Source organism: Thermus arciformis (assembly GCF_900102145.1).
Taxonomy (GTDB): Bacteria; Deinococcota; Deinococci; order Deinococcales; family Thermaceae; genus Thermus; species Thermus arciformis.
The window spans coordinates 27,760-50,929 of sequence record NZ_FNBC01000017.1; the positions used below are offsets into that span (position 1 = coordinate 27,760).

The following is a 23,170-nucleotide window of genomic DNA, read 5'->3' on the forward strand; positions in this document are numbered from 1 at the left end:
GGGCCCCGCCCTGGCTAAAGCCAAGGCGGGGTACCCTAGGCGTGGGCCACGAGCTCCCGCTTGCCCTTGCGGGCGGGGCGCTTCTTCTGGGCGCGGGTCTCCAAGGCCTTGAGCCCTCCCACAAGGGCCAGGTCCAGCACCCCGTCCAGGTGCTCCACGAAGTGGAAGGTCATGTTCTGCCGGAGGGGCCTCGGGATGTCGGAGAGGTCGGGCTCGTTTGGCTTCGGGAGGATCACCTCGCGGATCCCCGCCCGCCTCGCCCCTAAGACCTTCTCCTTCACCCCGCCGATGGGAAGGACCCTCCCCGTGAGGGTGATCTCCCCGGTCATGGCGATGTCGTGCCGCACGGGCACCTCCGTGAGGGCGGAAACCAGGGCGCTCACGATGGCCACCCCCGCGCTCGGCCCCTCCTTGGGGATGGCCCCCGCGGGCACGTGGATGTGGATGTCGCTCTTCTCAAAGCGGTCCAAGGGGATGCCGAAGCGCTGGGCGTTCTTCTTGGCGTAGGAGAGGGCGGCCCGGGCCGACTCCTTCATCACGTCCCCGAGCTGCCCGGTGAGGATGAGGTTCCCCTTGCCCGGCATCACCGAGACCTCCACGAACATGATGTCCCCGCCCACGGGGGTGTAGTACATCCCCGTGGCCACCCCCACCTGGGGATGGCGGGCCTCGGTCTCGGGGAGGAAGCGGGGAGGCCCGAGGTAGCGCTCCAGGTCCTTCTCCGTGATGCGCACCCGCTTCTTGCCTTCCTCCAGGATCTGCCGCGCCGCCTTGCGCAAAAGCGCCCCAATCTCCCGCTCCAGCTGCCGCACCCCCGCCTCGCGGGTGTAGTGGGTGATGAGGCGCATGAGGGCGGCCTCGGTCACCACCACCTGGCCCTCGGCAAGCCCCGTCTCCCGCATCTGCCGGGGAAGGAGGTAGCGCTTGGCAATCTCCAGCTTCTCCTGCTCAATGTAGCTCGTGAACTCAATGGCCTCCATGCGGTCCATGAGGGGCGCGGGGATGTTCTGGGGGAAGTTGGCGGTGCAGATGAACATCACCTCGCTGAGGTCAAAGGGCACCCCCAGGTAGTGGTCCACGAACTCCTTGTTCTGGGCGGGGTCCAAGACCTCTAGGAGGGCCGCCGCCGGGTCCCCCTGGTAGGAGATGCCGAGCTTGTCCACCTCGTCCAGGAGGAAGACGGGGTTCTTGGTCCCGGCCTGCCTCAGGCCCTGGATGATCCGGCCCGGCATGGCCCCGATGTAGGTGCGGCGGTGGCCCCGGATATCCGATTCGTCCCGCACCCCGCCCAAGGAGATGCGCACGTACTTGCGGCCCAGGGCCTCGGCGATGCTCTTGGCGATGGAGGTCTTCCCCACCCCGGGCGGCCCCACGAAGAGGAGGATGGGGCCCTTGTTCACCTCCTCGGCCGGGATCTCCCCCCGCTTGGCCCGCTCCGCCTTCAGCTTGCGCACCGCCAAGAACTCCAGTACCCGGTCCTTCACCTTCTCCAGGCCGTAGTGGTCCCGCTCCAGGATCTCCTTGGCCCGGTTCAGGTCCAGGTTGTCCTCGGTGCGCTTGTTCCAGGGGAGGTTCACGATCCAGTCCAGGTAGGTGCGGATCACGCTGGCCTCGGCGGAGTCCGGGTGCATGCGGGCGAAGCGGTTGAGCTCCCGCTCCACTTCCTGGCGCACCACAGGGGGAAGGTCTAGGGCCTCCACCTTCCTCCGGAACTCCTCCACCTCCTGCTCGCCCTCCTCCCCGTGGAGCTCCCGCTGGATGGCCTTCATCTGCTCTCGGAGGTAGTACTCCCGCTGGTTGCGGTCAATCTCCTCCTTGACCTGCTGCTGGATGCGCCGCTGGGTCTCAATGAGGGCGAGCTCCCCCTCCAGGAGGACAAGGACCGCCTTCAGCCGCTCGGCCACGTTGGCGGTCTCCAGGACCTTCTGCTTGTCCTCGAGGCGGAAGTCCATGTGGAAGGCGATGTAGTCGGCAAGCTGCGAGGGGTCCTCCAGGTTCAGGATGAACTGGGCCACCTCGGGGGGCAGGTACTTCCCCTCCTTAAGGAGGGCCTGGAACTTGTCCTTCACCTCCCGCACCAGGGCCTTCACGGTGAGGGCATCCCCGGGCTCGTCGGGGAGGACCTCCCCCCGGGCCTCGAGGTGGTCCCCCAGGTCCAGCCACTCCTTCACCCGCACCCGGGCGAAGGCCTGCACCAGCACCTGGACGGAGCCGTCCGGGTTCTTGCGCATCTTGAGGATGTTGCAGGCGGTGCCCACCTCGTAGAGGTCCGAGGGCTTGGGGGTCTCCACCTCCTTGTCCTTCTGGCTCACGATGAGAAGCACCCGCTCGCGGGCCAACGCCTCGTCAATGGCCCGGATGGAGATGGGCCGGCCCGCGTCAATGGGCATGACCATGGTGGGGTAGATGACCGAGCCCCGCACAGGGCAGACGGGCAGGGTTTCCGGCAGCATGGCGTTCCTCCTTTCCTCTTGGCTCGTTTCCTTTGGGTCCATAGTCTAAGCCTACCCATATCAAGTTTACTGCGAAATGGCTTTTCACGCAAAGGGGGAAGGCCCTGGCGTATGCTCTAGGGGTGAAGGCCCTCAGGCTCCTGGTCCTGGTCCTCCTCCTGGGCCTCGCCTTGGCCCAGAAAAGCGGGGGCGGGGTCGGGGGGAGGCCCTACGCCCCCGCCCCTCCCCCGCCCATGAGCCCGGGGCCCGCCCCGGTCTACCCCGTCCCGGCGCCCACCCCGGGCCCGGTCTTCGTCTACCCTTACCCGGGAGGCGGGGGGAACCTGGGGGTGGCGCCGGTCCTGGTCTTCTTCGGGCTCGCCCTGGTGGCCTTCCTCGTGGTCCGGGGCCTGAGGCAGGCGGGCGAGGGCGGGCCCCAGGCCAGCGTGGGCCGCCTCCGCCTCGCCCTTCTCGTCCGCCCCGAGGTGCAAAGGGCCCTGAGGCGCCTCGCCGAGGAGGCGGACACCACCACGGCCAAGGGGCTTGCGGACCTCGTGGACGAGGTGGCCCTTCTCCTCCTCCGGGAAGCCCCCGCCTGGCGCTTCGGAAGCTACGAGGCGCGGGAAGGGACGGAGGAAGAGGTCCTGGGTCGGTTTGACGCCTGGATGCTGGAGGACCGGAGCACCTACCAGGAGACCTTCCGGCACTTTGAGGGGAAGAAGGTGGAGGCGGCCTACGCCCCCAAGGTGGAGCCCGGGGGACGCTACCTGGTGGCCTCCCTCCTCCTCGCCGTCCGGGGAGGCCTGCCCCCCCAGGCCCCCCTGGACCGGGAAAAGGCGAGGGAGGTCCTCCTCGCCTTCGCCGCCAGCACCCCCTTCACCCTCCTCGCCTTCCACCTGGCCTGGACGCCGGAGAAGGAGGGCGAGGGCCTCACGGAGGAGGAGCTCCTCGCCCTCTACCCAAATCTGGAAAAGATCTAAAACCCTAGGGCAAAGGCCGCCTCCTTGAGGATCTCGGCGCTTCGCCGCAAGGCCTCCCGCTCCTCCGGGCTCAGGCTCGGGTAGACGGTCCCCTCCACGCCCCCCGCGCCCAGGATGCGGGGCAGGGAGAGGCTCACCTCCAAGACCCCCTCCACCTCGGGGGTGAAGGCGCTCACGGTGTACACCCCCTTTTCGTCGGTGAGGATGGCCCGCACAAGCCGGGCGAGGCCCGCCCCGATGCCGTAGTACGTGGCCCCCTTCCCCTCAATGATCCGGTAGGCGGCCCGGCGGACCCCCTCGTCAATGCGGGCCCGGTCCTCCGGGGAGAGGGCCCGCCCCCGGGCCTCGGCGAACTCCAGGAGGGGCACCCCGCCCACCTGGGCGCTGGACCAGACCAGCACCTCCGAGTCCCCGTGCTCCCCCAGCACGTAGGCGTGGACCGACTGGGGAGCCACCCGAAGGTGCTCCGCCAGGAGGGCCCGGAAGCGGGCCGTGTCCAGGATCGTCCCCGAGCCCACCACCCGCCCCGGGGGCAGGCCGGAGAGGCGGTAGGCCACCTGGGTCATCACGTCCACCGGGTTCGTGGCCACGAGGAGCACCGCCTCCGGGGCCGCCTCCAGAACCCGGGGCACCACCTGGGCGAAGACCTGGGCGTTGCGGTCCAGAAGTTGCAGGCGGGTCTCCCCGGGGCGCTGGGCCACCCCAGCGGCGAGCACCACCGCCCGGGCCCCCTCGAGGTCCCCGTACGACCCCGCCCGCACCCAGACCGGGTGGGCGAAGGGCGTGGCGTGGAGGATGTCCTCGGCGTGGGCCTGGGCCAGCTTCCGGTCCAGGTCCACGAGGACCACCTCCCGCGCCACGCCGAGGAGGGCCAGGGCATAGGCGGTGGCGCTCCCCACCATGCCGCTTCCTACGATGCCGACCTTCACAGGTAGAGTATACCCGTGGTACGGGTAGGACGAAGGAGCGCCACCTTTTACCCGCCGGAAGGGGCCGCCGCCCTCATCGGAGACTTCACCGACTGGGAGAGGAACCCCATCCCCCTCTCGGGCCCCCTCACCCTGGAGTTCCCCGAAGGGGCGTACGTGGAGTACGCCTTCCTGGACCGGGAGGGAAGGCCCTTTCCCGACCCCGAAAACCCCGAGAAGGCCGAAAACCCCTGGTGGAGCTACGCGCGGGCCATAAGGCTTCCTGGCTTCCGCTACGAGGCCCCTCCCGAGCCCACGGAAGAGCCCAAGGTGGCCCGGCACCGCCTGGGGGAGAGGCGCTTTTACGTGGCGGAGACGGGGCTTTCCCCAAAGGCCACGGTGGTGGCCCAGGACGGGGTGGCCTTCTACCGCACCGCGGGGCTCCACAAGGTGGCCCGGGCGCTCTTTGAGGCGGGGGAGGTCCCCCCGGTGCGCCTCGTCTTCGTGGAGCCCATAGACCGCAACGCCGAGTACCGCTTCAGCAAGGCCTACGAGGCGGAGTTCCACCGGGTGCTGGAGGCGGTGGAAGGGGCCTACGGGCCCCTCAAGGAGGTGGTGCTGGTGGGGGCCTCCTTGGGGGGGCTTTTCTCCTTGTGGCAGGCCTGGAGGCACCCCGAGCGCTTCCCCAAGGTCCTCGCCCTCTCCCCCGCCCTCAAGGCCCACCCCGGGGGCAAGGACGCCTACCGGGACGAGGAGTGGCTCCTTCCCCGCTACGCCGAGGCGGAAAACCTCCCCCGGGTCTACCTCGAGGTGGGGCTTCTGGAATGGCTCCTCGCCCCCAACCGCCGCTTCGCCGCCCTCCTCGCCGACCGAAAAGCCCCCCACGCCTACCGGGAAAGGCCCAGCGGCCACAACTGGGTCACCTGGAAGCAGGCCCTGGCCCCGGGGCTTCGCTACCTTCTGGGGGAAAGATGAGCGGAGAAGCCTTTCTGGTGCTCCTCTCCGTGGCGGCCCTCGAGGCCTTGCTCTCCGGGGACAACGCCCTGGTTCTGGCGGTGATGGTGAAGCCCCTGCCCCCGGAGCTGAGGCGCAAGGCCCTCTTCTACGGCATCCTGGGGGCTTACCTTCTGCGAGGCCTCGCCCTCCTCTTCGCCGTCTTCCTCATCCGGCTCTGGTGGGTCCAGGTCCTGGGGGGGCTTTACCTCGTCTACCTCATGGTCCAGCACTTCCGCGACCACCCGGAGGCCAAACCCCTTCCCGAGGCCACGGCGGGGGAGTTTTGGCGGGTAGTCCTCCTCATCAACCTGGTGGACCTGGCCTTCGCCGTGGACTCCATCCTGGCGGTGGTGGCCTTCTCCAAAGACTTTCTCCTCGTGTTCCTCGGGGTGGCCCTGGGGATCCTCTTCATCCGCCTCCTGGCGAGCTCGGTGGTGGCCCTGATGGAACGCTTTCCCGGGCTGGAAAAGGTGGCCTACGCCCTGGTGGGCTGGGCCGGGGTCAAGCTCCTCCTGGAGGGCACCCACACCCTCGCCCACCTCCTCCACCGCCCCGAGCTCGCCCTCGCCCTCCCCAAGGGGGTCTTCTGGGGAGGTACCCTCCTCATCCTCCTCGTGGGGAGCCTCCTCGCCTTTCGCCGCCATGCCTAGGGACTGGGAGGCCTTCTACCGGGAAGCCCTAGAGGAAAGGAAGCCCGCCTTCGTGGTGCGGGCCTACGGCCCCTTCGTCCCCGAAGGGCCGGTGCTGGACCTGGCAGGGGGCTTGGGGCGGAACGCCCGCTACTTCCTAGGGCGGGGCCACCCCGTGGTCCTGGTGGAGAAGAGCCGGGAGGCCCTGAAGAGGCTCCGGGGGACCCCGGGGCTTTCTCTCCTGGAGCTGGACCTCGAGGCCCCCGGGGCCCTGGCCCGCCTGCCCCAAGGCCCCTTCGCCGGGATCGTGATGGCCTACTACGTGAACCGGCCCCTCCTCCAGGGCCTCGCCCCCCTCCTCCTCCCCGGGGGGCTTCTCCTCGTGGAGGGCTTCTCCCGGAAGGAGGCCCAAAGGCGGGGAAGGCCCCATAGCCCCTTCTACTGGGAAGAGGAAGAGCTCCTCACCCCTCCCCCGGGCCTGGACTTAAGGGCCTTTGGGGAGGGGTGGATGGAGGGGTACCGGGCCTACGCCGTCTACCTCAGGCCTTGAGGCCCTGGGCCACCAGCTCGGCGATGTCCAAGACCTCGAGGGGCCTCTCGTCCTGGGCGGTCTCCACGTTCATCATGGCCATGCAGAAGGGGCAGCCCGTGGCGATGACCTCGGCCCCCGTTCCCTTGAGCTCCTTGTAGCGGTTCTCGGAAACCCGCATGGCCCCAGGCTCCTCCTCCTTCCAGAACTGGGCCCCGCCCGCCCCGCAACAGAAGTTCCTCTCCCGGCTCCGGGGAGGCTCGGCGAGGGCGAGACCCACCCCCTTCAGCACCTCGCGCGGGGCCTCGTAGACCCCGTTGTGGCGGCCCAGGTAGCAGGGGTCGTGGAAGACCACCTTGCGGGTTTCCTCCTCCACCCGGATCCGCCCCTTGCGCAAGAGCTCGGCGATGAACTCCGTGTGGTGCACCACCCGGTAGTCGCCGCCGAAGTCCTTGTACTCGTTCTTCAGGGTGTGGAGGCAGTGGGGGCAGGTGGTGACGATGGTCTTGGGGGCCACGGCGTTCAGGGTCTCCACGTTCTCCGTGGCGAGCTGGAAGAAGAGGTACTCGTTGCCCGCCCGCCTGGCCGAGTCCCCCGTGCACTTCTCCCGGGTGCCAAGGACCGCCCAGTCCACCCCGCTGGCGTTCAGGATCTCCACCATGCTCCGGGCGATCTTCTGGGCCCGGGGGTCGTAGCTCGGGGCGCAGCCCACCCAGTAGAGGACCTCGGGGTGGGGCTTCTCCTCCACCGTGGGGACGTTAAGCCCCTCCGCCCAGTCCAGGCGCTTGCCCTGGCCGATGCCCCAGGGGTTCCCGGAGCGCTCCATCCCCCGGAAGGCGTTGTTGAGCTCCTGGGGGAACTCCCCCTCCATGAGCACCTTGGCCCGGCGCACGTCCAGGATGTGGAGCATGGGCTCGTTGCCCACGGGGCAGACCTCCACGCAGGCCAGGCAGGTGGTGCAGGCCCAGAGGGCCTCCTCGTTCAGGGCGAAGTCCATGAGGGGCCTGGGGCTCTCCTTCCCGGCGGCGAACTCGGGGAGGATGGCGTTTAGCTCGTAGCGCTCGGAGATGAGGATGGCGGCCGGGCTTAGGGCCTTTCCCGTGGCGTAGGCGGGGCAGGCCTCCTGGCAGCGGTTGCACATGATGCAGGCGTAGGCGTCCAAAAGCCGCTTCCAGGAGAGGTCCTCCAGCTTCTCCGCCCCGAACTTCTCCTCCTCCTTCTCCAAGTCCAGGGACGCGAGGGCCCCCGGCACCTCCTTGCGGAAGGCCAGGTTGATGGGGGCCATGAAGAGGTGGATGTGCTTGGAGCGGGGGAAGTAAGGGAGGAAGAGGAGGATGGAGCCCAAGGCGCCCCACCAGAAGAAGTGCTCGCCGAAGGTGAGGAGGGCCGGGGAAAGGCCGGAAAGCGCCCCGCCAATGGCGCTCGCCACGGGCTGGAAGGGGTCCGGGCCTTCGCTTGCGAGCTGGAAGGCCTTGGAGAGGAGGCGGCTTCCCACGTGGAAGGCGATGAAGCCCCCCACGATGGCCGAGTCCCGGGCGATGCCCGCCTGGGCTTTCTCGTGCAGGCGCACCTTGGGGTTCCAGGTGAAATCCTGGGGAGCGAGGAGGTAGCGCCTAAGCATGAGGCCCAGGATGCCCACGAGGATCAGGGCGGTGAGGAGGTCAGCGATGAGGTTATAGGGGTTCCAAAGCCCTCCCCGGGCGTGGAGGCCGAAGAAGCCCTCCAGGAAGTCCACGAGGTTCACCAGGAGGTAGTAGACGAAGCCGTAGAAGACGAAGGCGTGGAGGAGGGAGACGAGGGGCCTTCTCTTGAAGACCGTCTGCTGGGTGAGGACAAGCCAGAGGGCCCGGCCGATGCGCTCGGGCAGGCGGTCAAAGCGCTCCTCAGGCCGCCCCCGCCTTATGGCCAGGTAGACCCGGCGGAAGCCCGTGTAGGCGTAGTAAAGGCTCAGGGCCGCGAGGAGGACGAAGAAGATCTTTTCCGGCAAGGTGAGCATGGGCGCCACCTCCTTATACTCGGTAAAAGTTTACCCCATACCCCAGGCTTGGCAAGAGCGTACAATGGCCTGCCATGGAGACGGCGGCCTTTCTCCTCATGGCCTTCTTCGGGCTTCTGAACCTCTGGGTGTTCCATCGCTTCCGCAGGCCCCTCCTGCCCCTGGTGGCGGCCCTCTTCGTGAGCTTCTTCGTCTTCTTCCTCTCCCCCGCCCTAGGCCTCCTCGTCTTCCTCCTGGGCCAGACCCTGGCCTTCTACCAGGCGGGGAAGAGGGCGTAGACGGCGAGGGCCACCAAAAGGCCCAGGAGGGCCCCCACCAGGACCTCGAGGTAGGTGTGGCCCAGAAGCTCCTTCAGGGGCTCCTGGGCGAAGCCCTTCTCCACCAGCTTCTGCAGCTCCTCCACCAGCTGGTTGAGGAGCTGGGCGTGGAGGCCCGCCGCCCGGCGGATGCTCGTGGCGTCGTACATGACGATGAGGGCGAAGACGGCGGCCACGGCGAAGAGGGGGCTGTCAAACCCCTCCCTCAGGCCCACGCTCACCGCCAGGGCGCTCACCGTGGCGGAGTGGGAGCTGGGCATCCCCCCGGTTTCCAGGAAGCGCTCCCACTGGAAGCGGCCCTCGAGGCGGTAGTAGAGGAAAAGCTTCAGGGTCTGGGCCAAGAGGTTGGCCAGGAGGGCCGTCCAGAAAACCCCGTTAGCGAGGAGTTCCATGCCGCCTGAGAAGGGCCGCCTTGAGGGTGTTGGCCATGAGCATGGCCACGGTCATGGGCCCCACCCCCCCGGGCACGGGGGTGAGGGCGGAGGCCACCTCGGCCACCTCGGGGTGGACGTCGCCGAGAAGCCTCCCCTCCACCCGGTTCACGCCCACGTCCACCACGATGGCCCCGGAGCGCACCCACTCCTTCCGCACCAGGTGGGGCCGGCCCACGGCCACCACCAGCACCTCCGCCCGCCGGGTGACCTCGGGCAGGTCCTGGGTCTTGGAGTGGGCCAGGGTCACCGTGGCGTCCTCCCGCAGGAGAAGGCCCGCCAAGGGCTTCCCCACGATGTTGGACCGCCCGATCACCACCACCTCCTTGCCCCTAAGCCCCACCCCGTAGTGCCTGAGGAGGCGGACCACCCCCAAGGGGGTGCAGGGGAAAAGCCCCTCCCCCCCGCTCCAAAGCCTCCCCACGTTCAAGGGGTGGAAGCCGTCCACGTCCTTCAGGGGGTGGATGGCCTCGAGGACCCGCTCGGGGCGGATGTGGGGGGGGAGGGGCAGCTGGACGAGGACGCCGTCCACCTCGGGGTCGGCGTTGAGCTCGGCGATGCGCTCAAGGAGGGCCTCCTCCGAAAAGCTTTCGGGGTAGACCTCCACCTGGCTCCTGAAGCCCAGCTCCCGGGCCTTCTTGTCCTTGAGGCGCACGTAGGACACCGAGGCCGGGTCCTCCCCGAGCCGGATCACCCGCAAGGAGGGGACGAAGGGGAGGGAAGCGAGCCTGGCCTGAAGCTCGGCGTACACCGCCTGGGCCGCCTCGTGGCCGGAAAGAAGCCGTGCCTTGACCATCTCAGTCCTCCTTGGGGGCCGCCTTCACCTCCCCCTCCTGGATGCGGCGGAAGAGGCGGCCCAAGACCCCGTTCACGAAGGCCCCGGAGTGCTCCCCCCCGTAGCGCTTGGCGATCTTCACCGCCACCTCTATGAGGGGGGCGAAGGGGGTGGGCTCGTGGAGCATCTCGTAGGCCGCGAGGCGCAACACGGTGAGGTCGGTCTTGGACATCTGGCCGAAGTCCCACCCCTCCACCGTCTCCTTCAAGACCCGATCCACCTCCTCCTGGTGGGCCTTGTAGCCGAAAAGGAGCCTCCGGGCGAAGGCCACCCCCTCCTCGTCCAGGGGGTCCCCGTAGGGGTCGTCCTCCCCGCCCATCTCCTCCAGGGCGTGGCGCAGGGCCTCCTCCAGGTCCACGCCCCCCTGGGTGTGGGCGAAGAGGGCCCGCATGGCGAGTTCCCGCGCCCGCCTACGCATGCCCCTCCGGACGGTAGGCCACCTGGGCCACCGTGACGTTCACCGCCTTCACCTTTTCCCCCGTGGCCAAAAAGAGGGCCTCGGCCACCGCCTTCTGCACCTCCCGGGCCACCTCGGGGATGGCCACCCCGTAGTCCACGGAGAGGACCACCTCCACGGAAAGCCCTTCCGGGGAACGCTCCACCTTCACGGGCTTCATCCGGCGGAACACCTCCCCCAAGGAACGGGGAGGCGCCTCCAGAAGCCGCGCCCCCTGGAAGCCCGAGAGGGCGTGGACCACCAGGCCCTCGAGGGCGTGGTCGCTGATCTCGTAGTCCACCATCACAGGCCCAGTCTACATCTCCATGCGCCGGGCCACGAAGTTGGTGTAGACGGCCCCCCGGCGGAAGAAGGCGTTCTGGAGGACCTTCTGGTGGAAGGGAATGGTGGTCTTGAGGCCCGGCCCCTCAATCACCGTCTCGGAAAGGGCCCGCTCCATGCGCCTTATGGCCTCCTCCCGGGTGGGGGCCCAGGCGAGGATCTTGGCGATGAGGCTGTCGTAGTGGGGCGGGATCTGGTAGCCCGCGTAGAGGTGGCTGTCCACCCGGATGCCCGGCCCCCCGGGGAAGAGGAGGGTCTCCACCTTGCCGATGGAGGGCCTGAAGCCCTTCTCCGGGTCCTCGGCGTTGACGCGCACCTCTATGGCGTGCCCCCGGACCTGGATCTCCTCCTGCTTGAGCCAGAGCTTCTCCCCCTGGGCGATGCGGAACTGGGCCTGGACCAGGTCAATCCCCGTGATCATCTCGGTGACGGGGTGCTCCACCTGGATGCGGGTGTTCATCTCAATGAAGTAGAAGTTCCCCTCCTTGTCCACCAAAAACTCCAGGGTGCCCGCGGAGACGTACCCCACGTGCTCGGCGAGGCGCCGCGCCGCCTCGGCAATGGCCCGGCGGGTCTCCTCGGGAAGGAGGCTTGGGGCCTCCTCAAGGAGCTTCTGGTGGCGGCGCTGGATGGAGCAGTCCCGCTCCCAAAGGTGCACCACCCGCTCCCCGTCCCCCAGGACCTGGATCTCAATGTGCTTGGGCTCCTCAATGTACTTCTCCAGGTAGACGGCGGGGTTCCCGAAGGCGGCCCGGGCCTCCTCCTGGGCCTGGAGCACCGCCCGCTCCAGCTCCTCCTCCGTGTGGACCACGCGCATCCCCCGGCCCCCGCCTCCCGCGCTCGCCTTGAGGATCACGGGGTAGCCGATCTCCTGGGCCGCCCGCTTGGCCTCCTCCACGCTACCCAGCTCGTCCGTGCCCGGCACCGTGGGCACCCCCGCCTCCCGGGCCACCTTCCTCGCCGTGGCCTTGTCCCCTAGGGCCCTCATGTTCTCCGGAGTGGGGCCGATGAAGGTGATCCCGTGCTCCCGGCACATCTCGGCGAAGGTGGCGTTCTCCGCCAGGAAGCCGTAGCCCGGGTGGATGGCGTCCGCCCCGGTAACGATGGCCGCGGAGAGGAGGTTGGGGATGTTGAGGTAGCTCTGCCCCGAAGGAGGCGGCCCGATGCAGATGGCCTCGTCGGCGAGGAGGACGGGAAGGCTCTTCTCGTCGGCGGTGGAGTGGGCCACCACCGTCTTGATCCCAAGCTCCTTGGCCGCTCGGAGGATCCTTAAGGCGATCTCGCCCCGGTTGGCGATGAGGACCTTCTTCATACCGGCTGAATAAGGAAAAGGGGCTGGCCGTACTCCACGGGCTCTCCGTTTTCCACCAGGATCTTCTTGACGATCCCCGAGACCTCGGACTCGATCTCGTTCATCAGCTTCATGGCCTCAATGATGCAGAGGACCTGCCCCTTCTCCACCCGGTCCCCCTCCTTCACGTAGGGAGGGGCGTCCGGGGCCGGGGCCCGGTAGAAGGTGCCCACGATGGGGGCCCGGACCTCCACGCACCCCGGGCAGTCGTCCTGGGGCTCCGCCTTGGCCTGGGGCTGGGGCCCCGCCGCCGGGGCCGCCGGCGCGGGCGGGGTCGGGGCCGGTACCTCCGGGGGGGCCGCCAGAATGGGGGCCTGGACCTGGGGAACGCTCACCACCTGCACCTCCCCGCCCCGGCGCACGGTGAGCTTGTAGTCCGGGGTCTCCAGGGTGAGCTCGCTCACCCCGTGCTCCACCAGGGCCTGCAGGATCTGCTTGAGCTCCTTGGGCGTCATGGGTCCTCCTTGCGGCAACAAGCATACCTGAAGGAAAGGGGGGGGCCGACCCTCTTGTACCCGGTCAAAGCCCCCCGGAAGGGACCGGCCTAATGGAGAACCCTTTGCCGGGGCCCCCATGCTGGCTTGCGCCAGCATAGGGTGGCATCAGGCCCGGCCCACGTACTCCCCGGTGCGGGTGTCCACCTTGATGACCTCTCCCGGCTCCACGAAGAGGGGCACCTGGACCACGGCCCCCGTCTCCAAGGTGGCGGGCTTGGAGCCTCCGGAGACCGTGTCCCCCCGCACCCCGGGAGGGGTGTCCACGATGCGAAGCTCCACCACCGTGGGGAGGGCGATCTTCAAGGGTCGCCCCTCGTACATGTCCCCCAGGACGGTCATCCCTTCCTTCAGGAAGCGGGCCCCCTCCACCCGGCCCTTGGGCACGTGGAACTGCTCGTAGGTCTCCAGGTCCATGAAGACCAGGTCCTCCCCGTCGGGGTAGAGGTACTGGAGCTCCCGGGTTTCCACGTAGATGTCCTCCAGCTTCTCCCCGGAGTTGAAGGTGCGCTCCACCGTGGCCCCGGTCTCCAGGTTCTTGAACTTGGCCACCACCTTGGCCCCCCCGCGGCCCAGCTTCTGGTGCTGGTACTCCACGCACTCCCAAAGGCCGCCGTCCATTTTCACCTTGGTGCCGGGGCGGAGATCCGTCACGCTGATCATGTTTCCTCCAGGCTCACTGGGCTTCTCCCAGGTCCAGGACCTGGGGCTTAAGCCCCAGTTGGTCAATATACCGAAGGTAGTCCTCCTCCCCAAGCTCCCGCCCGGCCAGGGCCACCAAAAGGGCCTCCACCACGTTGGTGCCGAAGCTTCGGCCGCTAAGCCTCGGGGTGGTGGTGACGAGGCGCCTCACCCCCCGCTCCCGGAGGAAGGCCACGTCCTCCTCCGTGGTGGTGTTGGTGAGGACCGTCTTGCCCCGCATGTCCTTGGGCATGTGGCGGCGGAGGTAGTGCCAGTCCCCGGCCACCACGTCGGCCCAGAGGTAGTAGCGGCTCCGCCAGTCCTCCTGCACCTCCTCCTGCTTCTTCCCCGTGGGGTAAAGGAGGCCGAAGGGAAGCTGGGTGAAGAGGGGGAGGAGCAAAAAGGCGAGCTTCTGCAGGAAGGAGAGGCTGTAGAGGGGGATGGGCAGGCCCAGGGCGAAGATGAAGTCCCCGTAGAGCACCCTCGCCCCCGCCTCGTCCAGGGCCTCGGCGAGGCCGAACCGGTCCACGGCCGAGGGCAGGAGGACCTTGGTTTTCCTCCAGTCTATAAGGGAGGCGAGCTCCCCCACCGCCCGCCTCTCCAAGGTGTGCTTGAGGCCCGAGCCGTCCACCACCGGGGTCTTCCTGGCGGCCTCCTTGAGCCTCCTCGCGTCCCTTAGGGTGTAGCGCCGCCCCCCCGCCACCAGGTAGAGGTCAATCCCCCCGAGGCCGATGGCGTCCACCTTCCCGTCCAGCTCCCGGATGAGGCAGAGGGCCCCTTGGAAGTCCCCGTCCGTGCCCCGCCTCTCCAGGACGATCTTTTCCCCCAGGAGCTCAAGCTCGGCCACCGCGTCCCGGCGGCGGCTGCCCAGGGAAACGGAAACCACGCGCTTCGCCACGAAGGGCTATTCTAGCCGGAAAAGAAGGGCGAAGAGCAAGAGGAGAAGGGCCGAGGCGAAGAAGGGCCAAACCCTCCTGGCCCCAAGGAGCCTGGCCAAGACGCCGAAAACCGCCGCCCCAAAGGCCAAGGCCAGGAAAAGGGCGGAAAGGTTCGCCAAGAAGGCCGCCATCCCCTAAAGCCTAGCGCAAAACCCGCCCGAGGAAGGAGAGCGCCCTCCCGCGAAAGGCCCGGTCCACCTCCCCCCGGAAGAGGTGCCCCCCGGGGTAGCGGAAGCACTCCACGGGCTTTTTCAGGGCCTTGAGCCTGCGGCAGAGCTCCCAGGACCACTCCGGGGGCACCTGGGCGTCCTGGGTGCCGTGGTGAACGCTCAAGGGCACGGAAAGCTCCGCCAGGTAGGTCCAGGCCGAGGCCTGGCGGAGGACCTCCGGGGAAAGGGCGAAAAGCTCCTCTCCCCGGCTTCCCCTGGACCAGTAGCGGATCCGCTCTAGGTTCCGCCGCTCGTCCCCGCTCATGCTCCCGTAGAGGACCGCGCCCTTGAGGCCGGGGTCCACTAGGCTCACGATCTGGGCCACCCCGCCCCCCATGGAGTGGCCGAAGAGGGCGATGCGGGAGGCCTCCGCCTGGGGAAAGGCCCCCCGGCGCACCTCGGCGAGGAGGTTCAGCACGTCCACGGCGTAGACGTGGCGGAGGCCTTGGGCCGGGGCGCCCTCGGAAGGGGGGTGGCCCCGAAAGTTAGGGTGGAGGACGAGGTAGCCCCTTTCCGCCAGGAAGTCAGCGTAGGGGGTGGTATAGGCGAGGAGGCGGTAGCGGCTTGGCTCCACGTAGCCGTGGAGGACCACCACCACCGGGAAAGGCCCCCTTCCCTTGGGCAGGTTGGCGAAGCCGTGGACCCGGAGGCCGTCCGAGAGGTGGGAGAACTGGACCCGGGTGAAGGCGGGCCTCTCCTCCAGGACCCGCTCCAGGCGAAACCCCCCCTCCCCGTAGGTCCGCGCCCGGAGGCCAGGGAGGGTGAGGACCTGGGCCAGGGCCGGGAGGAGGAGGAAGGGAAGCCAAAGCCCGAGGCGCATGCCCCCAGGCTAAGGGGAACCTCTCGGGCTAAATGTGGTCCACTTCTTGGGAAAGCCAGCCCGCCTGAAGCCCCTTCAGGCCGATGGCGTGGTAGACGAGCTGGGCCGCGGTCATCTCGGCGTGGAACTGGCCGTTGGGGGAGAGCTCCACGAAGTCCATGCCCACCACCTCTTTCTCCTGGAAGAGGGCCTCGAGGAGGTCCACCACCTGGCGGTAGGAAAGCCCTCCCGGCAAGGGCGTCCCCACGCTGGGCATCACCGAGGGGTCCAGGGCATCAAAGTCCAGGCTGACGTAGACCCGCTTCCCCAGGGCCTTAAGGATCTCCTCCAGGGGAAGCCCCTCCCGGTGGATCCGGTGGGCGGGAAAGAGGGCCACGCCCTTCTCCTGAGCCAAGCGCAAGGCCTCCCGGTCCATGGCCCGGATCCCCACCTGGACCAGGGAAAACCCCTCCGTGAGGAGGCGGTAGAAGGGGCTTGCGTGGGAGTAGACCGAGCCCTGCCACTCGGGGTAGAGGTCGGCGTGGGCGTCAATGTGGAGGAGGGAGAAGTCCCCCAAGGCCTCCCGGTGGGCCTGGACCAGGGGGTGGGTGATGGAGTGGTCCCCGCCCAGGGCCACCACCCACTTGCCCGCCTGGAGGTGCCTCAGGGCCTCCTCCCGGATCAGGCGGTGGCTTTCCTCGGCCATCCCCGCCACCCAGGGCACCGGCTCGGCGGCGTGGACCCCCACCTCCTCGGGGGCCACCCCGAGCTCAAGAAGGAAGGGCTCGAGCTCACGGCTTGCGAGGAAGATGGCCTCGGGGCCCCGCCTGGCCCCCGGGAGGAAGGAGAGGGAGAGGTCGTAGGGCACGGGCAGGACCACCACCCGGGCCTCCTCGTAGGGCGTGTCGCGCTCGCCAAAGATCAGGCGCATACCCCAAGAGCCTAGCAGAAACCGCCCTCAGTGGCCCAGGAAGAAAAGCTCCAAGAGCCTGAGAAGGGCCAGGGTGCCCCGCTCAAAGTCCCGCACGCGGATGTGCTCGTTGGGGCTATGCACCCGGCTTCCCGGGTAGCCCACCCCGAGGCCCACCGCCGGGGCCTTGAGGTGGTGGAGGAAGGGGTGCATGGGCCCCGAGCCCGCCATGTTGGGGTAGAGGACGGCCTTTTCCCCGAAGGCCTCCTCCAAGGCCCGCCGCGCCAGGGCCACGAAGGGGTGGGCGAGGTCGGAGCGGGCCGGGCGTTCCCCCTTCTCCAAGACCACCACCTCCACGTCGTGGAAGCCCTGGGCCTCGAGGTGGCGCCGAAGAAGCTCCGGCACCTCCTCCGGGTCCTGGTCGGGGACGAGGCGGAAGTCCAGCTTGGCCCGGGCCTCCGCGGGGAGGACGGTCTTGGACCCGGGGCCCCCGTAGCCCGCGTGGAAGCCGTTGAAGTTCACGCAGGGCTCCGTGTAAAGGCGCTGGTTGAAGTCCAAGTTCCTCGCCCCGCCCAGGAAGTCCCTCACGCCAAAGGCCTCCCGAAGGGCCTCCGACTCGTCCGGGATCTCGGCCAAGACCTCCATCTCCAAGGGGGTGAGGGGGCGCACCTTGGCGTAAAACCCCGGGATCAAGACCCGCCCCTCCTCGTCCCGAAGGGAGGCCAGGGCCCGGCTCAAGCGGTAGATGGGGTTTTCCACCACCGCCCCGTAGGAGGAGTGGAGGTCAAAGGCCGCGGTGCGCGCCCTAAGCTCCAGGGCCACGATGCCCTTGAGCCCGGCGTAGAGGTAGGGCCTGCCCTTGGCGTCCACCCCCCCGGCCTCCCAGAGGATGGCCTCGGCCTTCAGGCGGTCCCGCTTCTCCGCCACGTAGGCCTCGAGGTGGGGGCTTCCCACCTCCTCCTCCCCCTCCACCACGAACTTCACCCGGGGCAGGAAGCCGTGCTTCTTCTGGAAAAGCCTCAGGGCCATCACCCGGGCCACCAGCTCCCCCTTGTCGTCGTGGGCGCCCCGGGCCCACCAGGCCCCCTCCCGCTCGGCGAGGACGAAGGGGTCCGTGTCCCAAAGCTCCAGGGGGTCTGGGGGCTGGACGTCGTAGTGGTTGTAGAAGAGGAGGGTCCTCTCCCCCTCCCCCCCTTCGGCGAAGACCACGGGGGGGCCATAGCCTTCGTGGAGCTCAGGGCGAAGCCCCAGGCCCTCCAAAACCTCGGCCACCTTCGCCGCCCCTTCCCGCAAGGCCCGCCCTTCGGCGCTCACGGAAGGGATGGCCACAAGCTCCGCAAGGAGCGCCCGCGCCTCCTCAAGAAAGGCCTCCATGGTAGACTGAGCATACTATGGTGGAACCCTCCCTGGTCCTCTACGGGGCCCTCTACGAGGAGGCCCTCCGGGTGCTGGAGGAAGCCCTTCGGGAAACCGGGGCCCGCTACGCCCTCCTCGTGGACCGGAAGGGCTTCGTCTTGGCGCACAAGGAAGCCCTCTGGGCCCCCAAGCCCCCGCCCCTGGACTCCCTGGCCACCCTGGCGGCGGGGAACGCCGCCGCCACCCAGGCCCTGGCCAAGCTCCTGGGGGAAGCCCGCTTCCAGGAGCAGGTTCTCCAGGGGGAGCGCATGGGCCTCTACGTAGACGAAGCGGGAGAGCACGCCCTTTTGCTCCTCGTCTTTGACGAGAACGCCCCCTTGGGCAAGGTGAAGCTCCACGGCAAGCGGGCGGCGGAAGCCCTCGCCCGGCTGGCCGAGGAAGCCCTCGCCCACCCGCCCAAGCTCCACCTGGACACGGAGTACCGCGAGGAAGCCAAGGCCCTCCTGGACGAGCTTTTCAACTAGCATGAGCACCATCAACTTCGCCAACCGCGAGATCAACTTCAAGATCGTGTACTACGGCCCTGGGCTTTCCGGGAAGACCACCAACCTCAAGTGGATCTACGGCAAGATCCCCGAGGGCCGCAAGGGGGAGATGGTCTCCCTGGCCACGGAGGACGAGCGCACCCTCTTCTTTGACTTCCTTCCCCTGGACCTCGGGGAGGTCAAGGGCTTCAAGACCCGCTTCCACCTCTACACCGTGCCGGGCCAGGTGTTCTACAACGCCAGCCGCAAGCTCATCCTGAGGGGGGTGGACGGGATCGTCTTCGTGGCGGACTCGGCCCCAAACCGTCTCCGGGCCAACGCCGAGAGCATGCGCAATATGCGGGAAAACCTGGCGGAGTACGGCCTCAAGGTGGAAGACCTCCCCGTGGTCCTCCAGGTGAACAAGCGCGACCTCCCCGACGCCCTTCCCGTGGAGATGGTGCGGGCGGTGGTGGACCCCGAAGGGCGGTTTCCCGTGTTTGAGGCCGTGGCCACCGAGGGGAAGGGGGTATTTGAAACCCTAAAGGAAGTGAGCCGCCTGGTCCTGGCCCGGGTAGGAAGCGGGGCCTAAGCGCTTCCGGGTTGGGCTGGGCTCCTCCGAGCCCGGCCTACGGCGCCGTTTTCCACCAAGGACCCCCCCGGGCCGGGGTGGGATTACCCTCACCCCGTACTGCAACCATGAGAAGGGACAAATGTACCTCTCACTTTCCTCCCAGCTTCGCTACCATGGGCAGTGTATACGGCAACCTGCCGTAGGGAGGAAGGGTATGGAAGAAAAACCGGTGGGCGCCATAGGAGTGATCGTGGTTCTTACCCTCGCCATCCTGGTCTTCTGGCTGGGGGTATACGCCGTCTTCTTCGCTAGGGGGTAGGGTATGGTGGACGAGCACAAAGCCCACAAGGCCATTCTGGCGTACGAGAAAGGCTGGCTCGCCTTCTCCTTGGCCATGCTGGTGGTCTTCATCGCCCTCATCGCCTACACCCTGGCCACCCACACCTCGGGGGTCATCCCCGCAGGAAAGCTGGAGCGGGTGGACCCCACCAAGGTGCGCGCCGAAGGCCCCTGGGCCGACCCCGCCCAGGCGGTGGTGGAGACCGGCCCCAACCAGTACACGGTCTACGTCCTGGCCTTCGCCTTCGGCTACCAGCCGAACCCCGTTGAGGTGCCCAAGGGCGCGGAGATCGTCTTCAAGATCACGAGCCCGGACGTGATCCACGGCTTCCACGTGGAGGGCACCAACATCAACGTGGAGGTGCTCCCGGGCGAGGTCTCCACCGTGCGCTACACCTTCAAGAAGCCCGGGGAGTACCGGATCATCTGCAACCAGTACTGCGGCGTAGGCCACCAGAACATGTTCGGCAAGATCGTGGTGAAGGAGTGAGCCATGGCGGTGCGTAGCGGTGAAATGAGCCGGATCTACGAGGCCCACCCAGAGAAGAAGGCGACCCTCTACTTCCTGGTCCTGGGCTTCATCGCCGTCATCGTGGGTAGCCTCTTTGGCCCCTTCCAGGCCCTGAACTACGGGAACGTGGACGCCTACCCCCTCCTCAAGCGCCTCCTCCCCTTCGTCCAGTCCTACTACCAGGGCCTGACCCTGCACGGGGTCTTGAACGCCATCGTCTTCACCCAGCTCTTCGCCCAGGCCATCATGGTCTATCTCCCCGCTAGAGAGCTGAACATGCGGCCCAACATGGGCCTCATGTGGCTCTCCTGGTGGATGGCCTTCATCGGGCTCGTGGTGGCCGCCCTTCCCCTCCTCGCCAACGAGGCCACGGTGCTTTACACCTTCTACCCGCCCCTCAAGGGGCACTGGGCCTTCTACCTCGGGGCAAGCCTTTTCGTCCTCTCCACCTGGGTGAGCATCTACCTCGTCCTGGACCTATGGCGGCGCTGGAAGGCGGAGAACCCGGGGAAGGTGACCCCCTTGGTCACCTACATGGCCGTGGTCTTCTGGCTCATGTGGTTCATCGCTTCCATCGGGCTCGTGCTGGAGGCGGTCCTCTTCCTCCTGCCCTGGTCCTTCGGCCTGATCCAGGGCGTTGACCCCCTTATCGCCCGCACCCTCTTCTGGTGGACGGGCCACCCCATCGTCTACTTCTGGCTCCTCCCCGCCTACGCCATCATTTACACCGTCCTTCCCAAGCAGGCCGGGGGGAAGCTGGTCTCCGACCCCATGGCCCGCCTCGCCTTCCTCCTCTTCCTCCTCCTCTCCACCCCCGTGGGCTTCCACCACCAGTTCGCCGACCCCGGGATTGACCCCACCTGGAAGATGATCCACTCCGTCCTCACCCTCTTCGTGGCCGTGCCGAGCCTCATGACCGCCTTCACCATCGCGGCAAGCCTGGAGTTCGCGGGGCGCATGCGGGGCGGCAAGGGGCTTTTCGGCTGGATCCGGGCCCTCCCCTGGGACAACCCCGCCTTCGTGGCCCCGGTCCTGGGCCTCCTCGGCTTCATCCCCGGGGGCGCCGGGGGCATCGTGAACGCCAGCTTCACCCTGGACTACGTGGTGCACAACACCGCCTGGATCCCCGGCCACTTCCACCTCCAGGTGGCAAGCCTCGTGACCCTCACCGCCATGGGCTCTCTTTACTGGCTCATCCCCAACCTCACGGGGAAGCCCATCTCTGACGCCCAGAGGCGGCTCGGCCTGGCGGTGGTGTGGCTCTGGTTCCTCGGCATGATGGTCATGGCGGTGGGCCTCCACTGGCAGGGCCTCCTCAACGTGCCCCGGCGGGCCTACATCGCCCAGGTGCCGGACGCCTACCCCCACGCCGCTCTCCCCATGGTCTTCAACATCCTGGCGGGGATCATCCTCCTCGTGGCCCTGCTCCTCTTCATCTACGGGCTTTTCAGCGTCCTCTTGGGCCGGGAGCGCCGCGCGGAGCTCGCCGAGGCCCCCGTGCCCTTCGCCGAGGCGATCTCCGGACCGGAAGATCGGCCTCTGGTCCAGGCCATGGACCGGATCGGCTTCTGGTTCGCCGTGGCGGTGATCCTCGTGGTCCTGGCCTACGGGCCCACCCTGGTGCAGCTTTTCAGCAACCTGAACCCCGTGCCGGGCTTCCGCCTCTGGTGAGGACCTAAAGCGGTCAAGGGCCAGGGCCTCCTGGCCCTTGACCTTTTCCCCGGAAGGAAAGAGGCTATGCCTGTGGGTTTCCTACCCTCGCCCGCCCTTCCTCGGATCGCGGGGCTCAACCTCCTTCCCTTTTTCCTGCAGTTTCTCGGCCTGGGCCTAGGGGAAACGCTCGGCCAGGGGCTTTGCGGAAGCGCCCTTGGGGTTTCCGAGGCCGAGGCGGTGCGGTACGGGCTGGTGAGCGAGTACTACTTTTACGGGCAGCTCTTCCTCATCCTTTTGGCCCTGAAGGTCACCTACGCCCTGGGGCTTGTGGTCCTCCACTTCATGTACCCCGGGGAGGACCCCTCCTTCGCCCCTTTGGTGTGGCGGCTTGGGGTGGGGCTTTCCCTGGCCCTTCTCCTCCTCTTCCTCCTCACCCGCACCCTGCCCCTTCCCTTCGCCACGCCCCTCGGCCTGGCCTTCCTCTCCCCCGCCCCCTTAGACCCCCTTTCCCTCCTCATGGTCCTCCCCGAGCCCTTCCTGCTTTGGCTTTTCTGGAGGCACCGCCCGTGAAGCTTCCCCCCGTGGTCTACCTCCTGGGCCTGGTGAGCTTCCTCATGGACGTGGCGAGCGAGATGGTCTACCCCCTCCTCCCCCTCTTCCTGGCAAGCCTGGGAGCGGGCCCCGGAACAATCGGGCTGGTGGAAGGGGTGGCGGAGGCCACGGCGAGCCTCTTCAAGGTGGTGGGGGGGAGGCTTTCGGACCGGCTCGGGAAGAGGCGCCCCTTCCTCCTCCTGGGGTACGGCCTCCCCGCCCTCTTCCGCCCCATCCTCGCCCTGGCCTCCCATCCCCTGCACGTGCTCCTCTACCGCTTCCTGGACCGGACGGGGAAGGGCCTCCGCACCGCCCCGCGGGACGCCCTCATCGCCGAAAGCGCCCCCCAGGAGGCCCTGGGCCGGGCCTACGGCCTCCACCGGGGCCTGGACACCCTGGGGGCCACCCTGGGCCCTTTGGTGGCCTTCCTCCTCCTGCCGGTGGTGGGGGTGCGGGGGGTGTTTTGGCTTTCGGCGGTGCCCGCCTTTTTGGCCTTTCTCCTTCTTCTCCGCCTGAGGGAGGCCGAAAGGCCCCCCAAGGCCCTCCCCCCCTTGCGTCTGGCCCGCATGGACCCGGGCTACCGCCGCTTCCTCTGGGTCTCCGGGGTCTTCACCCTGGCCCTTTCCTCCAACGCCTTTTTGCTCCTAAGGCTGAAGGACCTGGGCCTTTCCGAGGAGCGGGTGACCCTGGCCTACACCCTCTACAACCTGGCCTACGCCCTCCTCGCCTACCCCTTGGGAAGCCTGGCGGACCGGGTGGGCCTGCGCCGGGTGGTGGCCCTGGGCTACGGCCTCTACGCCCTGGTCTACCTGGGCTTCGCCGTGGCCACCTCCGCCCCCCTCGCCCTGGCCTTCCTCCTCCTCTACGCCGTTTACTCCGCAGCCTTTGAAGGGGCGAGCCGGGCCTACCTGGCCACCCTGGTCCCCGAGGAGGAAAAGGCCAGCGCCATCGGCCTCTACCACACCCTCATGGGGCTTCTCCTCCTCCCGGCAAGCCTCCTCTTCGGCCTCCTCTGGCAGAGCCTGGGGGCCGCGTGGGCCTTCGGGGTAGGGGGAAGCCTGGCCCTGGCAGCCCTTTTCCTCTTCCTGGTGGGCTTGCCTTGCAAAGGTCAGGAGGACGGGTGTATATCTCCCTCCTGATGGGCAAGCGCGGCTTCGTTCGCCGGGAGGCAAGCCCCAAGGAGGTCCTGGAACACTGCCTGCGCCTGGCCCGGGAGGTGGCCCCTCCCACCCCCAAAGGCAAGCGGGGCCGCCCCTGGCGCTACAGCCACGCCCTTTACCTGGCCCTCCTTCTCTTCCGCGCCTTCTTCCACCTCACCTACCGCGAGACGGAGGCCTCACTCCAGGACCTGATGGAAGGCCCCTTCCCTTCCCACCAGTCCCTGGCCCGCTACGCCCTCAAGCACCTGG

28 protein-coding genes are annotated in these 23,170 nt (G+C 68.1%); 13 read left to right on the top strand and 15 right to left on the bottom strand.

What is annotated here, in order from left to right; translation table 11 throughout:
• Nucleotides 1–35: 35 nt before the first annotated feature.
• Nucleotides 36–2,453: an endopeptidase La gene (gene lon / locus BLP62_RS07350; RefSeq protein WP_093007372.1), complete on the bottom strand. Its 2,418-nt coding sequence runs from the start codon at nucleotides 2,451–2,453 to the stop codon at nucleotides 36–38.
• Nucleotides 2,454–2,575: 122 nt separating this feature from the next.
• Between lon and BLP62_RS07355 the strand changes: the two genes are divergently transcribed.
• Nucleotides 2,576–3,412, top strand: coding sequence for a DUF1517 domain-containing protein (locus tag BLP62_RS07355; protein ID WP_176758165.1), 837 nt, complete (start codon nucleotides 2,576–2,578; stop codon nucleotides 3,410–3,412).
• Here BLP62_RS07355 and BLP62_RS07360 read toward each other — a convergent pair.
• Entirely contained in the window at nucleotides 3,409–4,341 is a 933-nt protein-coding gene (locus BLP62_RS07360) for an L-lactate dehydrogenase (protein ID WP_011173185.1), read from the bottom strand. The genes BLP62_RS07355 and BLP62_RS07360 overlap by 4 nt on opposite strands.
• A 15-nt stretch (nucleotides 4,342–4,356) precedes the next feature.
• On the opposite strand from BLP62_RS07360, the gene BLP62_RS07365 reads away from it, so the two are divergent.
• Genes BLP62_RS07365 through BLP62_RS07375 form a run of 3 tightly spaced genes read left to right on the top strand, consistent with a single transcriptional unit; the run spans nucleotide 4,357 to nucleotide 6,495 of the window.
• On the top strand, nucleotides 4,357–5,295 hold the full coding sequence (locus BLP62_RS07365; protein WP_093007322.1) for an alpha/beta hydrolase-fold protein: 939 nt from the start codon (nucleotides 4,357–4,359) through the stop codon (nucleotides 5,293–5,295).
• Nucleotides 5,292–5,966 (top strand): TerC family protein, encoded by a 675-nt coding sequence (locus tag BLP62_RS07370; RefSeq protein WP_093007324.1) that lies wholly within the window; start codon nucleotides 5,292–5,294, stop codon nucleotides 5,964–5,966. Before BLP62_RS07365 ends, BLP62_RS07370 begins: the two co-directional genes overlap by 4 nt.
• Nucleotides 5,959–6,495: a class I SAM-dependent methyltransferase gene (locus BLP62_RS07375; RefSeq protein ID WP_093007325.1), complete on the top strand. Its 537-nt coding sequence runs from the start codon at nucleotides 5,959–5,961 to the stop codon at nucleotides 6,493–6,495. The genes BLP62_RS07370 and BLP62_RS07375 overlap by 8 nt, the downstream gene beginning before the upstream one ends.
• Here the strand turns inward: BLP62_RS07375 and BLP62_RS07380 are convergent.
• Entirely contained in the window at nucleotides 6,485–8,470 is a 1,986-nt protein-coding gene (locus BLP62_RS07380) for a (Fe-S)-binding protein (RefSeq protein WP_093007327.1), read from the bottom strand. The genes BLP62_RS07375 and BLP62_RS07380 overlap by 11 nt on opposite strands.
• A gap of 74 nt (nucleotides 8,471–8,544) precedes the next feature.
• Here BLP62_RS07380 and BLP62_RS07385 point away from each other — a divergent pair, with 74 nt between their 5' ends.
• Nucleotides 8,545–8,748: a hypothetical protein gene (locus BLP62_RS07385; RefSeq protein ID WP_093007329.1), complete on the top strand. Its 204-nt coding sequence runs from the start codon at nucleotides 8,545–8,547 to the stop codon at nucleotides 8,746–8,748.
• Here the strand turns inward: BLP62_RS07385 and BLP62_RS07390 are convergent.
• From BLP62_RS07390 to BLP62_RS07440, 12 genes are all read right to left on the bottom strand, one after another.
• A complete protein-coding gene (locus tag BLP62_RS07390; RefSeq protein ID WP_093007331.1) occupies nucleotides 8,724–9,179 on the bottom strand; it encodes a divergent PAP2 family protein in 456 nt (151 codons plus the stop codon). The genes BLP62_RS07385 and BLP62_RS07390 overlap by 25 nt on opposite strands.
• Nucleotides 9,163–10,014, bottom strand: a complete 852-nt coding sequence (locus BLP62_RS07395; RefSeq protein ID WP_093007333.1) for a bifunctional methylenetetrahydrofolate dehydrogenase/methenyltetrahydrofolate cyclohydrolase — start codon at nucleotides 10,012–10,014, stop codon at nucleotides 9,163–9,165. Before BLP62_RS07395 ends, BLP62_RS07390 begins: the two co-directional genes overlap by 17 nt.
• A 1-nt stretch (nucleotide 10,015) precedes the next feature.
• Complete coding sequence (gene nusB / locus BLP62_RS07400; protein ID WP_093007335.1) at nucleotides 10,016–10,471, bottom strand: transcription antitermination factor NusB; 456 nt, start codon at nucleotides 10,469–10,471, stop codon at nucleotides 10,016–10,018.
• Nucleotides 10,464–10,793 carry an Asp23/Gls24 family envelope stress response protein gene (locus BLP62_RS07405; protein WP_093007337.1) on the bottom strand — a complete coding sequence of 110 codons (330 nt, stop codon included), beginning with the start codon at nucleotides 10,791–10,793 and terminating at the stop codon, nucleotides 10,464–10,466. Before BLP62_RS07405 ends, nusB begins: the two co-directional genes overlap by 8 nt.
• 12 nt (nucleotides 10,794–10,805) lie before the next feature.
• On the bottom strand, nucleotides 10,806–12,143 hold the full coding sequence (gene accC / locus BLP62_RS07410; RefSeq protein WP_093007339.1) for an acetyl-CoA carboxylase biotin carboxylase subunit: 1,338 nt from the start codon (nucleotides 12,141–12,143) through the stop codon (nucleotides 10,806–10,808).
• The gene (gene accB / locus BLP62_RS07415) at nucleotides 12,140–12,637 is read right to left on the bottom strand and encodes an acetyl-CoA carboxylase biotin carboxyl carrier protein (RefSeq protein ID WP_093007341.1); all 498 of its coding nucleotides are present in this window, start codon (nucleotides 12,635–12,637) and stop codon (nucleotides 12,140–12,142) included. Before accB ends, accC begins: the two co-directional genes overlap by 4 nt.
• A gap of 147 nt (nucleotides 12,638–12,784) precedes the next feature.
• Nucleotides 12,785–13,339, bottom strand: coding sequence for an elongation factor P (gene efp, locus BLP62_RS07420; RefSeq protein WP_093007343.1), 555 nt, complete (start codon nucleotides 13,337–13,339; stop codon nucleotides 12,785–12,787).
• A 13-nt stretch (nucleotides 13,340–13,352) separates the two neighbouring features.
• Nucleotides 13,353–14,255, bottom strand: a complete 903-nt coding sequence (locus tag BLP62_RS07425) for a PHP domain-containing protein (RefSeq protein WP_093007345.1) — start codon at nucleotides 14,253–14,255, stop codon at nucleotides 13,353–13,355.
• Between the two features lie 6 nt (nucleotides 14,256–14,261).
• Nucleotides 14,262–14,426, bottom strand: coding sequence for a hypothetical protein (locus BLP62_RS13745; protein WP_176758166.1), 165 nt, complete (start codon nucleotides 14,424–14,426; stop codon nucleotides 14,262–14,264).
• 10 nt (nucleotides 14,427–14,436) lie between these two features.
• Nucleotides 14,437–15,324, bottom strand: coding sequence for an alpha/beta hydrolase family protein (locus BLP62_RS07430; protein ID WP_093007347.1), 888 nt, complete (start codon nucleotides 15,322–15,324; stop codon nucleotides 14,437–14,439).
• 28 nt (nucleotides 15,325–15,352) lie between these two features.
• The gene (gene speB, locus BLP62_RS07435) at nucleotides 15,353–16,234 is read right to left on the bottom strand and encodes an agmatinase (protein ID WP_093007349.1); all 882 of its coding nucleotides are present in this window, start codon (nucleotides 16,232–16,234) and stop codon (nucleotides 15,353–15,355) included.
• 27 nt (nucleotides 16,235–16,261) lie between these two features.
• Complete coding sequence (locus BLP62_RS07440; protein ID WP_093007351.1) at nucleotides 16,262–17,587, bottom strand: M20/M25/M40 family metallo-hydrolase; 1,326 nt, start codon at nucleotides 17,585–17,587, stop codon at nucleotides 16,262–16,264.
• Nucleotides 17,588–17,604: 17 nt separating this feature from the next.
• On the opposite strand from BLP62_RS07440, the gene mglB reads away from it, so the two are divergent.
• From mglB to BLP62_RS07480, 8 genes are all read left to right on the top strand, one after another.
• The gene (gene mglB / locus BLP62_RS07445) at nucleotides 17,605–18,093 is read left to right on the top strand and encodes a GTPase-activating protein MglB (RefSeq protein WP_093007354.1); all 489 of its coding nucleotides are present in this window, start codon (nucleotides 17,605–17,607) and stop codon (nucleotides 18,091–18,093) included.
• Nucleotide 18,094: 1 nt separating this feature from the next.
• Nucleotides 18,095–18,685 (top strand): GTPase MglA, encoded by a 591-nt coding sequence (gene mglA / locus BLP62_RS07450; RefSeq protein WP_039459146.1) that lies wholly within the window; start codon nucleotides 18,095–18,097, stop codon nucleotides 18,683–18,685.
• Between the two features lie 196 nt (nucleotides 18,686–18,881).
• Complete coding sequence (locus BLP62_RS07455; RefSeq protein WP_093007356.1) at nucleotides 18,882–18,986, top strand: cytochrome c oxidase subunit 2A; 105 nt, start codon at nucleotides 18,882–18,884, stop codon at nucleotides 18,984–18,986.
• A gap of 3 nt (nucleotides 18,987–18,989) precedes the next feature.
• Nucleotides 18,990–19,496 (top strand): ba3-type cytochrome C oxidase subunit II, encoded by a 507-nt coding sequence (gene cbaB, locus BLP62_RS07460; protein ID WP_093007358.1) that lies wholly within the window; start codon nucleotides 18,990–18,992, stop codon nucleotides 19,494–19,496.
• A gap of 3 nt (nucleotides 19,497–19,499) precedes the next feature.
• On the top strand, nucleotides 19,500–21,188 hold the full coding sequence (locus tag BLP62_RS07465; protein WP_093007360.1) for a b(o/a)3-type cytochrome-c oxidase subunit 1: 1,689 nt from the start codon (nucleotides 19,500–19,502) through the stop codon (nucleotides 21,186–21,188).
• Between the two features lie 66 nt (nucleotides 21,189–21,254).
• Nucleotides 21,255–21,740: a hypothetical protein gene (locus BLP62_RS07470; protein ID WP_093007362.1), complete on the top strand. Its 486-nt coding sequence runs from the start codon at nucleotides 21,255–21,257 to the stop codon at nucleotides 21,738–21,740.
• Nucleotides 21,737–22,900 (top strand): MFS transporter, encoded by a 1,164-nt coding sequence (locus BLP62_RS07475; RefSeq protein ID WP_093007364.1) that lies wholly within the window; start codon nucleotides 21,737–21,739, stop codon nucleotides 22,898–22,900. Before BLP62_RS07470 ends, BLP62_RS07475 begins: the two co-directional genes overlap by 4 nt.
• The coding region (locus BLP62_RS07480) for a transposase (protein ID WP_218121483.1) at nucleotides 22,900–23,170 on the top strand (271 nt) is incomplete at its 3' end. The genes BLP62_RS07475 and BLP62_RS07480, both read left to right, overlap by 1 nt.

Bases quoted from the DNA above. Each gene is read 5' to 3' on its own strand.
- BLP62_RS07465 (WP_093007360.1), top strand. From the start codon at position 19,500: ATGGCGGTGCGTAGCGGTGAAATGAGCCGGATCTACGAGGCCCACCCA.
- efp (WP_093007343.1), bottom strand. From the start codon at position 13,339: ATGATCAGCGTGACGGATCTCCGCCCCGGCACCAAGGTGAAAATGGAC.
- BLP62_RS13745 (WP_176758166.1), bottom strand. From the start codon at position 14,426: ATGGCGGCCTTCTTGGCGAACCTTTCCGCCCTTTTCCTGGCCTTGGCC.
- lon (WP_093007372.1), bottom strand. From the start codon at position 2,453: ATGCTGCCGGAAACCCTGCCCGTCTGCCCTGTGCGGGGCTCGGTCATC.
- BLP62_RS07375 (WP_093007325.1), top strand. From the start codon at position 5,959: ATGCCTAGGGACTGGGAGGCCTTCTACCGGGAAGCCCTAGAGGAAAGG.
- BLP62_RS07430 (WP_093007347.1), bottom strand. From the start codon at position 15,324: ATGCGCCTCGGGCTTTGGCTTCCCTTCCTCCTCCTCCCGGCCCTGGCC.
- BLP62_RS07455 (WP_093007356.1), top strand. From the start codon at position 18,882: ATGGAAGAAAAACCGGTGGGCGCCATAGGAGTGATCGTGGTTCTTACC.
- BLP62_RS07390 (WP_093007331.1), bottom strand. From the start codon at position 9,179: ATGGAACTCCTCGCTAACGGGGTTTTCTGGACGGCCCTCCTGGCCAAC.
- BLP62_RS07380 (WP_093007327.1), bottom strand. From the start codon at position 8,470: ATGCTCACCTTGCCGGAAAAGATCTTCTTCGTCCTCCTCGCGGCCCTG.
- BLP62_RS07405 (WP_093007337.1), bottom strand. From the start codon at position 10,793: ATGGTGGACTACGAGATCAGCGACCACGCCCTCGAGGGCCTGGTGGTC.
- BLP62_RS07385 (WP_093007329.1), top strand. From the start codon at position 8,545: ATGGAGACGGCGGCCTTTCTCCTCATGGCCTTCTTCGGGCTTCTGAAC.
- accC (WP_093007339.1), bottom strand. From the start codon at position 12,143: ATGAAGAAGGTCCTCATCGCCAACCGGGGCGAGATCGCCTTAAGGATC.
- BLP62_RS07370 (WP_093007324.1), top strand. From the start codon at position 5,292: ATGAGCGGAGAAGCCTTTCTGGTGCTCCTCTCCGTGGCGGCCCTCGAG.
- mglB (WP_093007354.1), top strand. From the start codon at position 17,605: ATGGTGGAACCCTCCCTGGTCCTCTACGGGGCCCTCTACGAGGAGGCC.
- speB (WP_093007349.1), bottom strand. From the start codon at position 16,234: ATGCGCCTGATCTTTGGCGAGCGCGACACGCCCTACGAGGAGGCCCGG.
- nusB (WP_093007335.1), bottom strand. From the start codon at position 10,471: ATGCGTAGGCGGGCGCGGGAACTCGCCATGCGGGCCCTCTTCGCCCAC.
- accB (WP_093007341.1), bottom strand. From the start codon at position 12,637: ATGACGCCCAAGGAGCTCAAGCAGATCCTGCAGGCCCTGGTGGAGCAC.
- BLP62_RS07440 (WP_093007351.1), bottom strand. From the start codon at position 17,587: ATGGAGGCCTTTCTTGAGGAGGCGCGGGCGCTCCTTGCGGAGCTTGTG.
- mglA (WP_039459146.1), top strand. From the start codon at position 18,095: ATGAGCACCATCAACTTCGCCAACCGCGAGATCAACTTCAAGATCGTG.
- cbaB (WP_093007358.1), top strand. From the start codon at position 18,990: ATGGTGGACGAGCACAAAGCCCACAAGGCCATTCTGGCGTACGAGAAA.
- BLP62_RS07395 (WP_093007333.1), bottom strand. From the start codon at position 10,014: ATGGTCAAGGCACGGCTTCTTTCCGGCCACGAGGCGGCCCAGGCGGTG.
- BLP62_RS07470 (WP_093007362.1), top strand. From the start codon at position 21,255: ATGCCTGTGGGTTTCCTACCCTCGCCCGCCCTTCCTCGGATCGCGGGG.